The organism is Rhodococcoides fascians A44A (assembly GCF_000760735.1).
Lineage (GTDB): Bacteria > Actinomycetota > Actinomycetes > Mycobacteriales > Mycobacteriaceae > Rhodococcoides > Rhodococcoides fascians_E.
Window position 1 is genome coordinate 793059 of record NZ_JMEX01000005.1, and the last position, 13221, is coordinate 806279.

16 protein-coding genes are annotated in these 13221 nt (G+C 63.5%); 7 read left to right on the forward strand and 9 right to left on the reverse strand.

Features of this window, described 5'->3' with window-relative positions; genetic code table 11:
- A partial coding sequence (locus tag BH95_RS29440; RefSeq protein WP_196250061.1) for a cbb3-type cytochrome c oxidase subunit I occupies positions 1 to 703 on the reverse strand: 703 nt, incomplete at its 3' end.
- Positions 704 to 942: 239 nt separating this feature from the next.
- On the opposite strand from BH95_RS29440, the gene BH95_RS07505 reads away from it, so the two are divergent.
- The 4 genes from BH95_RS07505 (at position 943) to BH95_RS07520 (ending at position 3736) form a co-directional block, all read left to right on the forward strand.
- Positions 943 to 2007, forward strand: a complete 1065-nt coding sequence (locus BH95_RS07505) for an ABC transporter substrate-binding protein (RefSeq protein ID WP_037159712.1) — start codon at positions 943 to 945, stop codon at positions 2005 to 2007.
- A 1-nt stretch (position 2008) separates the two neighbouring features.
- The gene (locus BH95_RS07510; RefSeq protein WP_019668015.1) at positions 2009 to 2479 is read left to right on the forward strand and encodes an NUDIX hydrolase; all 471 of its coding nucleotides are present in this window, start codon (positions 2009 to 2011) and stop codon (positions 2477 to 2479) included.
- Between the two features lie 137 nt (positions 2480 to 2616).
- Positions 2617 to 3534: an SPFH domain-containing protein gene (locus BH95_RS07515; RefSeq protein ID WP_026348295.1), complete on the forward strand. Its 918-nt coding sequence runs from the start codon at positions 2617 to 2619 to the stop codon at positions 3532 to 3534.
- A 4-nt stretch (positions 3535 to 3538) separates the two neighbouring features.
- Positions 3539 to 3736 carry a hypothetical protein gene (locus BH95_RS07520; RefSeq protein ID WP_019668013.1) on the forward strand — a complete coding sequence of 66 codons (198 nt, stop codon included), beginning with the start codon at positions 3539 to 3541 and terminating at the stop codon, positions 3734 to 3736.
- Between the two features lie 27 nt (positions 3737 to 3763).
- Here BH95_RS07520 and nrdF read toward each other — a convergent pair whose 3' ends face one another.
- From nrdF to BH95_RS07550, 6 genes are all read right to left on the reverse strand, one after another.
- Positions 3764 to 4765 carry a class 1b ribonucleoside-diphosphate reductase subunit beta gene (gene nrdF, locus BH95_RS07525; RefSeq protein WP_019668012.1) on the reverse strand — a complete coding sequence of 334 codons (1002 nt, stop codon included), beginning with the start codon at positions 4763 to 4765 and terminating at the stop codon, positions 3764 to 3766.
- 44 nt (positions 4766 to 4809) lie between these two features.
- On the reverse strand, positions 4810 to 6972 hold the full coding sequence (gene nrdE / locus BH95_RS07530; RefSeq protein ID WP_019668011.1) for a class 1b ribonucleoside-diphosphate reductase subunit alpha: 2163 nt from the start codon (positions 6970 to 6972) through the stop codon (positions 4810 to 4812).
- A 47-nt stretch (positions 6973 to 7019) separates the two neighbouring features.
- Positions 7020 to 7484 carry a class Ib ribonucleoside-diphosphate reductase assembly flavoprotein NrdI gene (nrdI, locus tag BH95_RS07535; protein WP_019668010.1) on the reverse strand — a complete coding sequence of 155 codons (465 nt, stop codon included), beginning with the start codon at positions 7482 to 7484 and terminating at the stop codon, positions 7020 to 7022.
- Positions 7485 to 7522: 38 nt separating this feature from the next.
- Complete coding sequence (nrdH, locus tag BH95_RS07540) at positions 7523 to 7756, reverse strand: glutaredoxin-like protein NrdH (RefSeq protein ID WP_019668009.1); 234 nt, start codon at positions 7754 to 7756, stop codon at positions 7523 to 7525.
- A 448-nt stretch (positions 7757 to 8204) separates the two neighbouring features.
- Positions 8205 to 8327, reverse strand: coding sequence for a type B 50S ribosomal protein L36 (ykgO, locus tag BH95_RS07545; RefSeq protein ID WP_019668008.1), 123 nt, complete (start codon positions 8325 to 8327; stop codon positions 8205 to 8207).
- Between the two features lie 38 nt (positions 8328 to 8365).
- Complete coding sequence (locus BH95_RS07550) at positions 8366 to 8932, reverse strand: NAD(P)H-dependent oxidoreductase (protein ID WP_037181504.1); 567 nt, start codon at positions 8930 to 8932, stop codon at positions 8366 to 8368.
- 105 nt (positions 8933 to 9037) lie between these two features.
- On the opposite strand from BH95_RS07550, the gene BH95_RS07555 reads away from it, so the two are divergent.
- Positions 9038 to 9631: a TetR/AcrR family transcriptional regulator gene (locus BH95_RS07555; RefSeq protein WP_019668006.1), complete on the forward strand. Its 594-nt coding sequence runs from the start codon at positions 9038 to 9040 to the stop codon at positions 9629 to 9631.
- 37 nt (positions 9632 to 9668) lie between these two features.
- Entirely contained in the window at positions 9669 to 10514 is an 846-nt protein-coding gene (nadE, locus tag BH95_RS07560) for an ammonia-dependent NAD(+) synthetase (protein ID WP_037181505.1), read from the forward strand.
- A gap of 6 nt (positions 10515 to 10520) precedes the next feature.
- On the opposite strand, the gene BH95_RS07565 is transcribed toward nadE, so the two are convergent.
- Together BH95_RS07565 and moaA are read right to left on the reverse strand one after the other, a co-directional pair.
- On the reverse strand, positions 10521 to 10763 hold the full coding sequence (locus BH95_RS07565) for a MoaD/ThiS family protein (RefSeq protein ID WP_019668004.1): 243 nt from the start codon (positions 10761 to 10763) through the stop codon (positions 10521 to 10523).
- Positions 10756 to 11841, reverse strand: a complete 1086-nt coding sequence (moaA, locus tag BH95_RS07570; protein WP_019668003.1) for a GTP 3',8-cyclase MoaA — start codon at positions 11839 to 11841, stop codon at positions 10756 to 10758. The genes BH95_RS07565 and moaA overlap by 8 nt, the downstream gene beginning before the upstream one ends.
- Before the next feature lie 131 nt (positions 11842 to 11972).
- Here moaA and BH95_RS07575 point away from each other — a divergent pair, with 131 nt between their 5' ends.
- On the forward strand, positions 11973 to 13220 hold the full coding sequence (locus tag BH95_RS07575) for a molybdopterin molybdotransferase MoeA (RefSeq protein WP_244164847.1): 1248 nt from the start codon (positions 11973 to 11975) through the stop codon (positions 13218 to 13220).
- The last annotated feature ends 1 nt before the right edge of the window (position 13221 follow it).

Sequence of the window (13221 nt, forward strand, 5' to 3'; positions counted from 1 at the left end):
GCCCCAACAACGCCGCCGTCAACAACGGGAACGCAAGAAGAATCAGAATCGAGGTCACCAGGATGTTCCAGGTGAAAATCGGCATCCGGAACATCGTCATACCCGGCGCCCGCAAACAGATGACCGTGGTGATCATGTTGACGCCACCGAGGATGGTGCCCAAACCGGCCACCGCCAACCCCATGATCCACAGATCAGCACCCACACCCGGCGAATGCAGAGCACTCGTCAACGGCGTGTAGGCAGTCCACCCGAAGTCCGCGGCACCACCAGGAGTGATGAACCCGGCCGTGGTGATCAACGCACCGAACAGATACAACCAGTACGAGAACGCATTGAGCCGCGGGAACGCCACATCCGGAGCACCGATCTGCAACGGCAGAATGTAATTGGCGAACCCGAACACGATCGGCGTCGCATACAACAGCAACATGATCGTGCCGTGCATGGTGAACAACTGGTTGTACTGCTCGTTGGACAGAAACTGCATCCCCGGCACAGCCAACTCGGCGCGCATCAACAACGCCATCAACCCACCGACGAGAAAGAACGCAATCGACGTCGCGATGTACATGATCCCCAACACCTTGGGATCAGTGGTCGTAATCGCCTTGTGAACGAACGAACCCTTAGGTCCCATCCGCGGCGGAAAAGGCCGAGCCGCCGTCACAGCGGGAGTAGGCCTAGGCGCTAGGGCAGTCACTGATCCTCCTGAAGATGCGTCCCATCCCGATCGACAAGCGGGACGTCCTGGTGTCTTGCGCTATTCGAATCCTAGACCGTGCACTCCGAGCCTGACCAACCGGTCCTACCGTGTGTCGTATTCGGCTCCCGCACCAGCTGGGCGGCGTCGAACGACCAGCGAGACCGGCGATTCGAGGAGCGGTCGATCTTCTTCGATAGGGTATGACGGCATCCCGACTCCCGTAAGGAACATCCGAGTTGACCAAGACGTCTCAGGCGCGCACCGCTGCCCTTGCGATCGTGGTGACAGCACTGACGCTCGCATCCGGATGTTCGGACACCGCGTCCTCCGAGGACAACGCGTCGACCATCGTTCGGAGCACCACCAACATCGCCGGAGCCGGCGTCGTCGGCAACGACCGCGACACCGTCGGGCTGTGCCCGGCTCCTGCACCCCTGGATCCGACGAGCATCGACGGTGACACCCGCCCGGTCGGTCACAGCGAGGGCATCACGGACGTGCCGGCGGACCCGATGCGCGTCGTCGTACTGGACGCGGCGTCACTGGACGCCACCTGCGCGCTCGGCGTCTGGGAACGCGTCGTCGGCGCAGCTCCGCTCGATCCCGACTTCCGCGGCGATGGCGATCAGGAGCTGTACCTGGGAACCGGAATCGCGCAGATCCCGTCGGTCGGGGCCGTGGGCTCACCGGACATCGACGCCATTGCAGGCCTCTCCCCCGACCTGATCATCGGAGCGGATTCGCTGGGACCGGACATGTACGAGGCACTCGGCGACATCGCGCCGACCGTCTTCACCAGCACCGACCAGGGATGGAAGGGCGCATTCCTGCAATCGGCCGCTGCACTGGGGCGGGGCGGGACCGCGTTCGACGAACTGGCCCGCTTCACGGCGGACGCCGAGCAGGTCGGCCGGGACGTCAACGCCCAGCAGACGCAGGCGTCGGTCGTGCGGTTCCTCCCGGACTCCTTCTCCACCGACGCACCCTCGACGTTCGCGAGCTCCGTTCTCGCGGAGATCGGCGTGCAAAGGCCTCCGACGCAGGTCGACGCCACCGCCACCGGATCGGCCGAAGACGTCGCCGCCGCCGAAGGCGACATCGTCTACGTCCGCTTCGACGGCGACGCCGGGGAGGACTACGGCACCTCGGTCATGACCGGAGAGGCGTGGAAGGACCTGGGCTCGGCGAAGGACGGACGCATCTTCGTGGTCAACGACACCGTGTGGTCGGGCAGCGGACTGATCGCCGCCCGCACGATCCTCGCGGACGTCACCAACTCCCTGAACGCGTACGTGTCCTGACATGCCGATCCCCGAATTCGTCCTCGCTCTCCGCGACAAGGTCGGCACGTCACCGCTCTGGCTGTCCGGCGTCAGCGCCGTCGTGATCTCCGACGGCAAGGTTCTCCTGACCCAGCGGCGGGACAACGGAAAATGGGCCGTCGTCTCCGGCATCCTCGAACCCGGCGAAGAACCCGGACCGGCCGCCCTCCGCGAAATCCGCGAGGAAGCCGGCATCGACGCCGAACTCGTCCGCCTCACCGGCGTCGACGTCACCGAGCCGATCACCTACCCCAACGGTGACGTCGCCCAGTACCTGGACATCACCTTCCTCGCCCACCACACCGGCGGACACGCACACGTCGCCGACGACGAAAACCTCGCCGTCGCATGGTTCGACCCCGCCGAACTCCCCGACAACCTCGCCGACACCTCGCGTCTGCGCATCCACCACGCTCTCGGCGACAACGCCGAAGCCTGGTTCCGGCGCTGAGCCGCCTCCTCCCCCACCCCCCTTTCGGGACCGAACGTGACGTTCGGTCACTCCAAGTGACCGAACGCCACGTTCGGTGCGACGGCGGGCGCGGAATGTGATATCACTTTAGTATCACTACTGAGAGGGAGGCCATTGTGACTGGACCATCGACTGTTGCCGAGAAACCGACGGGTGCTCCGACGACGACGATTGCCGAACGGCCGGGGTGGGATCTGCCGGGGTGGTCGATGCTCGGGGTCGGGCTCGTTCTGTTCCTGGGAGGTATTGCGGCGTTCGTACTCGGCCTCGTGCTCACCGTTGTCCCGCTGGCTGTCGTCGGCGCTGTGTTGTTCGTCGTGTCGCTTCCCGTTCTTGCAGGTTTGACGTTGGTGCAGCCGAATCAGGCTCGCGTGCTTCAGCTCCTGGGAAGTTCGTACAGCGGAACGCTCCGCACGCCCGGCCTGCGTTGGACGAATCCGTTGACGTACCGCAAGGCGATTTCGACGCGAATTCGCAATCACGAGACGGGACAGTCGAAGGTCAACGACGCCGACGGCAACCCGATCGAGATCTCGGCGATCGTGGTGTGGCAGGTGGCGGACACCGCGCTCGCGTCGTTCCAGGTCGACGACTACGAGGAGTTCGTCGCGGTGCAGACCGAGTCGGCGGTCCGGCATATCGCCGGTAGCTACCCGTACGATGCAGAGGGTCGAATGTCGTTGCGCGAGAACGCCGACGAAATTACCGGCGCGATGAGCGAGGAAGTGCACGCACGGGTTCGATCGGCGGGCGTCGAGGTGATCGAGACGCGGATCAATCGACTTGCGTACGCCCCGGAGATCGCGCAGGCGATGCTGCGTCGTCAGCAGGCAGGTGCTGTCATCGCTGCACGTCAGCAGATCGTCGAAGGCGCGGTGGGAATGGTCGAGATGGCGCTCGCGAAGCTCGAGGACAAGCACGTCGTCGAGTTGGACGAGGAACGGAAGGCCACGATGGTGTCCAACTTGCTCGTCGTGCTGTGCAGTGACCGCGACACGCAGCCTGTGGTGAACACCGGATCGCTCTACCAGTAATCCGATGCCCGTCGAACGCAAGAAGCTTCTGCTCAGACTCGACCCAGCGGTGCACGACGCGCTTGCCCGCTGGGCTGCCGACGAGCTCCGGAGCACGAATGCGCAGATCGAGTTTCTGTTGCGTCGCGCTCTGACCGAGCAAGGACGGATGCCGAAGGACGCGGAAACGATGCGGAAGCAGGGCAGGCCCCCCGGCTCGTAGCCGGAGGGCCTGCGCTGTCGAACAGGATCAGAAGTCCCAGTCCTCGTCTTCGGTGTTGACTGCTTTGCCGATGACGTAGGACGACCCGGAACCGGAGAAGAAGTCGTGGTTCTCGTCGGCATTCGGGGAGAGTGCGGACAGGATCGCCGGGTTGACGTCGGTCTCGTCCTTGGGGAACAGGCCTTCGTATCCGAGGTTGTTGAGAGCCTTGTTCGCGTTGTAGCGCAGGAACTTCTTGACGTCCTCGGTCAGACCGATCTCGTCGTAGAGGTCCTGCGTGTACTCGACCTCGTTGTCGTACAACTCGAACAACAACTCGAACGTGTAGTTCTTGAGGTCTTCGCGCTCGGCTTCGGTGACCTTTTCGAGGCCCTTCTGGTACTTGTACCCGATGTAGTAGCCGTGCACGGCCTCGTCGCGGATGATCAGGCGAATGAGGTCGGCCGTGTTGGTGAGCTTCGCCCGTGAGGACCAGTACATCGGCAGGTAGAAGCCCGAGTAGAAGAGGAACGATTCGAGAAGCGTCGACGCGACCTTGCGCTTGAGCGGGTCGTCGCCCTTGTAGTAGTCGAGGACGATCTCGGCTTTGCGTTGCAGATTCGGGTTCTCCTCGGACCAGCGGAACGCGTCGTCGATGTCGCGCGTCGAGCTCAGCGTCGAGAAGATCGAGCTGTAACTCTTGGCATGGACCGACTCCATGAACGCGATGTTCGTGTAGACGGCTTCCTCGTGCGGGGTGACGGCGTCGGGGATCAGACTGACTGCGCCGACGGTGCCCTGGATGGTGTCCAGCAACGTCAATCCGGTGAACACGCGCATCGTCAGCTGCTTCTCGACGGCGTTGAGCGTGCCCCACGACGGGATGTCGTTGGAGACGGGGACCTTCTCCGGCAGCCAGAAATTACTGGTCAGCCGCTCCCAGACCTCAGCGTCCTTGTCGTCCTGGACGCGGTTCCAGTTGATGGCGGAGACGCGGTCGATGAGCTTGATCTTCGCCCCGTCCGCGGGCGAGTGCGGTGCAGCAGTCATGGTGTCCTCTGGGTTCGAATCGGGTGAAGTTCAGCGGCCTCGGCCTACAGCATGCACGAAACGCAGCCCTCCACCTCGGTGCCTTCGAGTGCCATCTGACGCAGCCGGATGTAGTACAGCGTCTTGATGCCCTTGCGCCATGCGTAGATCTGCGCTTTGTTGATGTCACGCGTGGTGGCGGTGTCCTTGAAGAACAGCGTCAGTGACAGGCCTTGATCGACGTGCTGCGTTGCCGCGGCGTAGGTGTCGATGATCTTCTCGTACCCGATTTCGTAGGCATCCTGGTAGTAGTCCAGGTTGTCGTTGGTCAGGTAGGGCGCCGGGTAGTAGACCCGACCGATCTTGCCTTCCTTGCGGATCTCGATCTTGGACGCGACGGGGTGGATCGAGGACGTCGAGTTGTTGATGTAGGAGATCGATCCGGTCGGCGGAACGGCCTGCAGGTTCTGGTTGTAGATGCCGTACTGCTGCACCGACTCCTTCAGCGCGGACCAATCGGCCTGCGTGGGGATGTGCACGTCGGCTTCCGCGAACAGAGACGCCACCCGAGCGGTACTCGGCTCCCACACCCGGTCGGTGTACTTGTCGAAGAACTCACCCGAGGCGTACTTGGATTCGGGGAACCCCTTGAAGTAGGTTCCGCGGTCCTTCGCGAGCTGGTTCGACGCCTGGATGGCGTGGAACAGCACGGTGTAGAAGTAGATGTTCGTGAAGTCGACGCCTTCGACGGAACCGTAGTGGATGCGCTCACGCGCGAGGTATCCGTGCAGGTTCATCTGGCCGAGGCCGATGGCGTGAGAGTCGTTGTTGCCCTGCTCGATCGACGGCACCGAGTAGATGTGGGTCTGATCGGACACGGCGGTCAATCCACGGATCGCGACGGCGATGGTCTTGCCGAAGTCCGGCGAGTCCATCGTCTTGGCGATGTTGAGCGAGCCGAGGTTGCAGGAGATGTCCTTGCCGACGTGGCTGTAGGACAGGTCGTCGTTGAACAGCGACGGCGTCGAGACCTGCAGGATCTCCGAGCAGAGGTTGGAGTGGGTGATCTTGCCCTTCACCGGGTTCGCTCGGTTCACGGTGTCCTCGAACATGATGTACGGGTAACCGGATTCGAACTGGAGCTCGGCGAGTGTCTGGAAGAATTCGCGCGCCTTGATCTTGGTCTTGCGAATTCGCTTGTCGTCCACCATCTCGTAGTACTTCTCGGTGACGTTGATGTCCGCGAACGGGACGCCGTAGATGCGCTCGACGTCGTACGGGGAGAACAGGTACATCTCCTCGTTCTTCTTCGCCAGCTCGAACGTGATGTCCGGAATGACGATTCCGAGCGAGAGTGTCTTGATGCGGATCTTCTCGTCCGCGTTCTCGCGCTTGGTGTCGAGGAACTTGTAGACGTCGGGGTGGTGCGCGTGGAGGTACACCGCTCCCGCACCCTGACGGGCACCGAGCTGGTTGGCGTAGGAGAACGAGTCCTCGAGGAGCTTCATGATGGGAATGACGCCCGAGCTCTGGTTCTCGATCCGCTTGATCGGGGCGCCTGCCTCACGAATGTTACTGAGCAGCAGGGCAACACCGCCACCGCGCTTGGACAGCTGCAAGGCAGAGTTGATGGAGCGCCCGATGGACTCCATGTTGTCCTCGATGCGCAGCAGGAAGCAGGAGACGGGCTCGCCGCGCTGCTTCTTGCCCGAGTTGAGAAACGTCGGGGTGGCGGGCTGGAACCGTCCGGCGATGATCTCGTCGACCAGATCCGTCGCGAGCCTTTCGTCACCGGCCGCGAGGGTCAGAGCGACCATGCAGACGCGGTCCTCGAAGCGTTCGAGGTAACGCTTACCGTCGAACGTCTTGAGCGTGTAGGACGTGTAGTACTTGAACGCGCCGAGGAACGTCGGGAAACGGAACTTCTTCGAGTAGGCGTGGTTGATCAGGAACTTCACGAACTCGCGCGAGTACTGGTCCAGCACCTCGGGCTCGTAGTAGTTCTCCTCGACGAGGTAGTCGAGCTTCTCGTCCAGATCGTGGAAGAAGACCGTGTTCTGGTTTACGTGCTGCAGGAAGTACTGGTTGGCCGCCTCGCGGTCCTTCTCGAACTGGATCTCGCCGTTGGGACCGTACAGATTCAGCATCGCGTTCAACGCGTGATAATCCAGATCGCTGTCCGATCGAGCGGCGTTGACGGGTGCTACCTCGGTGATGGTCGGTGCCACGGCTTCGCTCCAGTTCCTTCTACATGTCGTGTGTTGTGTGCGCTGCGCTAGTGGACCTGCGCGGCGCGGCGGGATTCGCGCTCCCAGAAGTCCTCGAGACCCTCGCGGACTCGATGTACGTCTTCGGGAGTGCCCATCAGTTCGAATCGGTAGAGATACGGAACTGCGCACTTTTGCGAAATGACATCGCCTGCAAAGCAGAACGAATCACCGAAATTGGTGTTGCCGGCCGCGATGACCGCTCGGATCAGCGACCGATTGTGCTTGCGGTTGAGAAATTTGATGACTTGCTTGGGGACGTAGCTGGTGTCGCGGCCCTCGAACGTCATTCCCCCGCCGTACGTGGGCACGATCAACACGTAGGGCTGGTCCACCGAGAAGTCCTCGGGGTTCTTGAGCGGGATGCGACTTGCCGGAAGCGCGAGCTTCGTGACGAACCGATGCGTGTTCTCGGATGCGCTGGAGAAGTAGACGATCGGATGCGTCGACGGCGGAGCGGGAGCGGAATTCACACCTGCTCATCTCCTCCTACGTCCGGAGCATCCTGAGTTCAAGCAACACTCGCCGTGAGTGCCTTGATGCGGTCGGGACGGAATCCGGACCAGTGGTCTTCACCCGCGACGACGACGGGAGCCTGGAGGTAGCCGAGCGCCATCACGTAATCACGAGCCTCGGCATCCTGCGAGATGTCGACGACGTTGTACTCGATGCCCTCTTTGTCGAGAGCGCGGTAGGTGGCATTGCACTGAACGCAGGCGGGCTTGGTGTAGACGGTGATGCTCATGATGTTCCCCTTTTCCGTACCGACCTCGGCCGACGATTCCGACGCCGAGCGGCAACCCGGGTCAGAGCAGTTTCGAGACGATTCACCGTGCTTCGAGCCCGTTTTCGGGGCTTCCTGCGTTGTGTCCTCTCGACTGCTCAGACACTACACCTTGTGTCCGACATATGCCTACAACACGAGATGTTGCGAACAACATCGTTGGTATTCGCTGGTCACAGTCTTGCCGACGAGCAAATTGTTCGGCCGCTGCGGCGTGTCGCGTGCGACACGATTTCATGTCATGCGTCACACCGAAGACGCGAAACCATGGTGACCGAGTACAGCAAGCCGACACGCCGCACGCGAAGGGTGAAACAGTCCGGTTCGCGCACGAGAAAGGCCCTCGAAGTCTTGTCGACTCCGAGGGCCTCCTCCGGCCGCCCGTAGGCGCTGATGCGCCGTCGATCCGTCAGCGTTGGCGCGCCTTGAACCGCGGTTCCTTCTTGTTGATCACGAACACCTTGCCGTGACGGCGAACGACCTGGGCGCCCGGCTTGTTCTTCAGCGATTTCAGTGAGTTTCGTACTTTCATACGAAAACCCTACATGAAAACGATTCCCGTTACCGTAATCAGGCGGCGATGAGCTCGTCGGATGCCTTGACCAACTCCGCAACGACGGCGCCGATCTCGGCGGAGACCTCGGCGTTCTCGCGCGGGTGAGCAGTTCCGAACTTGTCGATGGTTCCGCCGATCGTGAGCTCGACGTCCTCGAGCACCTTGCCGCCCGCGATGCCGACGGCCTTGCGAGCATCGTCGTGCGCCCACTTGGCACCGTTTCCACTCGGCGACGCGCTGATGACGGCGACCGGCTTCTTCGACACCGCACCGGCGCCGTACGGACGGGAGAGCCAGTCGATGGCGTTCTTCAGAACTGCAGGAATGGTGCCGTTGTATTCGGGCGTGACGAGCAGAAACGCGGTGGCCTTCTCCGCCGCTGCACGCAGCTCGAGTGCGGAGCTGGGAACTTTGCCGTCGACGTCGATGTCCTCGTTGTAGAACGGCACATCGGCAAGACCGTCGTAGACCACCGCCGAGGAGCCCTCAGGGGTCAGCGACGCCGCGGTATCGGCAATCTGCTTGTTGACCGAATCCGCGCGGAGACTTCCGACGAGAACGAGAACGTGTGCATCAGACATGAGTAATTCCTTCGAGTTCGAGTGTGCAGCCGGTGTTCGACCCAATTCTTACCACTCAAACGGACCGCGGTCCACTTCCATTCCCGAGCAGGTAGACTGTCCCTTGTGACCGATTTCATGCTGCCCATAGCCGGCGAGGAGACCGAGCGGTGCGACGCCGCGCGTAACCGGCGGCTTCTGCTGGACGCGGCATCGGAACTGGTCGCGACGGTCGGCGCCGACGCCGTGACCATGGACGGCCTCGCCGCCAAGGCGGGTGTGGGCAAGGGCACAGTGTTCCGTCGGTTCGGGAGTCGATCCGGCCTGATGCAATCTCTGCTCGATCACACGGAGAAAGAGCTCCAGCAGTCGTTCCTCTTCGGTCCCCCGCCGTTGGGCCCGGGTGCCGACCCGATCGACAGGCTCGTCGCCTTCGGCCGCGCTCGGCTGCAACTGGTGGAGGTTCAGGGCGAGGTCATGCGCGCGGCCGAGAACTCGGCCCTGGTGCGGTACTCCGCGCCCGCTCACATGGTGAACTACACCCATGTGCTGACACTTCTGCGCAGCGCAGGCGTCGGCGGCGATCTGGAACTGCTGGCCTACAACCTGCTGACCCCACTCGAAGCGACACTGGTCATGCATCAGTTCCGCGATCTGGGTATGCCGATAGAACGGCTCGCCGACGGCTGGGAAGACCTGGTGCGCCGAGCCACCCGCTGACCGGCGAAAGTTCGCTCGCCGCCCCTAGAATGGCCGAATGTCACTACTACGCTCGGAACTTCGGACCCGCATCCTGCGTGAACTGGCGGTCCAGTCGTCGATCGACCCCGCGGCGGAGATCACACGCCGCGTCGATTTCTTGAAGGCCTATCTGCGCTCGAGCCCCGCGAAGGGATTCGTGCTCGGCATCAGCGGTGGTCAGGACAGCACCCTCACGGGCGCGCTCTGCCAGCGTGCCGCGGCCGAACTACGCAGCGAAGGCGCCGAGGCAGAGTTCGTCGCGGTGCGTCTGCCGTACGGAGTCCAGGCCGACGAGGACGACGCGACGACGGCACTGACCTTCATCGGTCCGGACCGGACGGTCACCGTCAACATCAAGGAGGCGTCCGACGCCTCGGCGGCTTCCGCAGCCGAGGCACTGGGCACGTCCGAGGTCCGAGACTTCGTGCGCGGCAACATCAAAGCGCGCCAGCGCATGGTCGCGCAGTACGCGCTCGCCGGGCAGTTGGGCTACGTCGTCGTGGGAACCGATCACGCAGCCGAGGCAATAACCGGATTTTTCACCAAGTTCGGAGACGGCGGTGTCGACATCACCCCGCTCACCGGCCTCAGCAAGCGCCAAGGTGCGGCATTGCTACGTGAACTGCGCGCACCGGAGAGCACGTGGAAGAAAGTGCCGACGGCGGACTTGGAAGACGACCGTCCTGCGCTCCCGGACGAGGAAGCACTTGGCGTCACGTACGCCCAGATCGACGATTATCTCGAGGGCAAGGACGTGCCCGACGAGGTCGCCGAGAAGTTGGAGCGGATGTTCCTCGACACCAGGCACAAGCGCGCCGTTCCGGTCACTCCGTTCGACGACTGGTGGACCACCGAGAACTGAAGGACGCTAACCGCCGGCGAACGGCGGCAGGACATCGACCCTGTCGCCGAGCGTCGTGCCCGCATCACGGGTCAGGTCGTCGCCGACGAGAAACGCCGAGACTCGCAGCACGTCGACCACCGAGCTTCCATGTCTTTGTTGCACAGCAGCTTTGAGAGCTGCAAGTGTGCTTCCGGCGGGAAGATCGAACGTTTCGTGCGCGCATCCGGCAGCGTCGGCTGCGCCGGCGAAGTACCTGACCTCAACCACCGATTGCTCCCATGCTCCGTGCAGGCGGTACGAAATCGGCGGCGTCGATGCCGTGGCCGGCCCACTTGTTCCACATCGCGCCGCGCCACAGCCGTGCGATCTCGTCATCGGTGGCGCCGCCGCGCAATGCTGCGCGAAGGTCGGTTTCCTCGTCACTGAACAGACACGACCGAACGGTGCCTTCGGCGGTCAACCGCGTTCGGTCGCAATCCGAGCAGAACGACCTGGTGACGGACGCGATGATTCCGACGGTGGCGGATGTTCCGCCTACCGCCCATTCCTCCGCGGGAGCCGACGGGTCTGCGCGACCGATTTCCGTCAGTTCGAACCGGGCCGACAGCACGTCGAGCAGGTGCTGTGCGTCGAGCATGTTCGCGCGCGCCCATTCCTGGTCCGCGTCGAGGGGCATCTGTTCGATGAAACGCAGTGCGACGCCCTCGTCGAGGCACCATTGCAGCAGGTCGGCTGCGCCGTGCAACGTTTCCGGCATCAGGACTGCGTTGATCTTCACCGGGTCGAGACCGGCGCGCCTGGCCGCGCGCACACCCGCTAGGACCGAGGGGAGCCGATCACGCCGAGTGAGCTCCGCGAAGTGGTGCCGGTCGATGGTGTCGAGCGAGACGTTCACCCGTCCGAGACCCGCGGCCACCAAGGAGTCGACACGGTGTTCGAGACCGACGGCGTTGGTGGTCATCGCCAGCGGCACGCCCGGCGCGGCGTCCGAACAGAGCTGGAGAATTTCCGCCAGATCCGCACGCATCAAGGGTTCTCCCCCGGTGAAGCGGACTTCCTCGACGCCGAGGTGCGAGGTGGCGACACCGACCACGCGGGCGATCTCGCTTGCCGTCAGCAGATTTCGAGCCTCGATGGCGGGCAGGCCGGATTCGGGCATGCAGTACGTGCACCGCAGCGAGCACTTCTCGGTGATGGACACTCTGAGGTCACGGGCGACGCGTCCGAATCTGTCGACGAGGACGGGAACGTCCGGCCGGTCCTCGACGGTGTCGGTCCTCGCCCGGCCGATCGAAGGGATTCCGAGCCCGACGGCACCGGTACCCACTGCATTGCCGACTGTCATGACCCTCCTTCGAATGTTCGGTGTCCGACTGTCCATCCTCCAGTATGCCGTCCGCCCGATTCTTCGTGCGATCCACCGAACATTCGCGCGACGGAGCGCGCATAGGATCGTGGAATGAGCAGGATCGTGGAATGAGCAGTGCTGGGCATGATGGATCACCGGATGGCGGCGGGCGGGCGCACCGTCCGAGCGCGGCGTCGGTGGAGGAACACCTCGCAGTCGTCGAAGAACTGTTGCGCCCGCTGCGCACCAGAACGCCTCTGTCCGTGTCGGTGGCCGACGCTCTCGGTCGCGTCGTCCACGCCGACGTCGTCTCCCCCGTCGACCTCCCGTTGTTCCGCAATTCGCAGATGGACGGATATGCCGTTCTCGCATCGGACGTCGCGGCGGTTCCGGTCACGCTGCAGGTCGACGGTGTCGTTGCCGCGGGTCCGTCGGAGATCGTCCGGATCGAGTCGGGGTCGGCAGTCAAGATCATGACGGGCGCGCCCGTGCCCGTCGGCGCGGACGCCGTCGTCCCCGTCGAGAACACCGAACGGTCAACGCCCACTGGTGATGCCGTGACCGTCACCGTGTCGAGGCAACCGGGTGACTACATCCGTGAGCAGGGCAGCGACATCACCGCGGGCACGATCCTGGTGCGGGCCGGGCAGGTCCTCGAACCGCGCCACATCGCGGTGCTCGCCGCGGTCGGACTCGACAGCGTCGCCGTGGTTTCTCGACCCACGGTCGCGGTCATCACCACCGGGGCCGAACTGGTCGACGCCGGCAGCACCCTGCGTCCCGGCGAGATCTTCGATTCCAACGGGCTCACGCTGGCGGCTCACCTGCGGGCAAACGGCGCCGATGTCGTCTCCGTCCGCCGAAGCTCGGACGACCGAGGCGAGTTCGAGAAAATATTGTTCGACGCTGCCCGCGAAGCCGAACTCGTGATCACGTCCGGCGGTGTGTCGATGGGTGACTTCGAGGTCGTGAAGGATGTAGTGGGTCCGCTGGGTGGGCGTTTCGGCTCCGTGCGCATGCAGCCCGGTGGTCCACAGGGCGTCGCGACCATCGAGGGAACGCCCGTGCTCGACTTTCCGGGCAATCCGGTGAGCACGGTCGTGTCCTTTCTGGTCTTCGCGCGCAACATCGTGCGAGAGGCGGCAGGCCTGGATCGGATCGAGCCGCGGCCGGTCCCGCTGGCGCACTCGATCACGTCGATCCGCGGCAAGCGACAGATGCTCCGGGCGCGACTCGGCGACGACGGTGTCTCGTTGGTCGCCGGGCCAGGGTCACACCTCGTCGCAGCGATGGCGTGGGCCGACGTACTCGTCGACGTTCCCGAAGACACGACGGCCCTCGAAGCCGGTGAGAAGGTTCAGGTGATCCCGCTGTGAC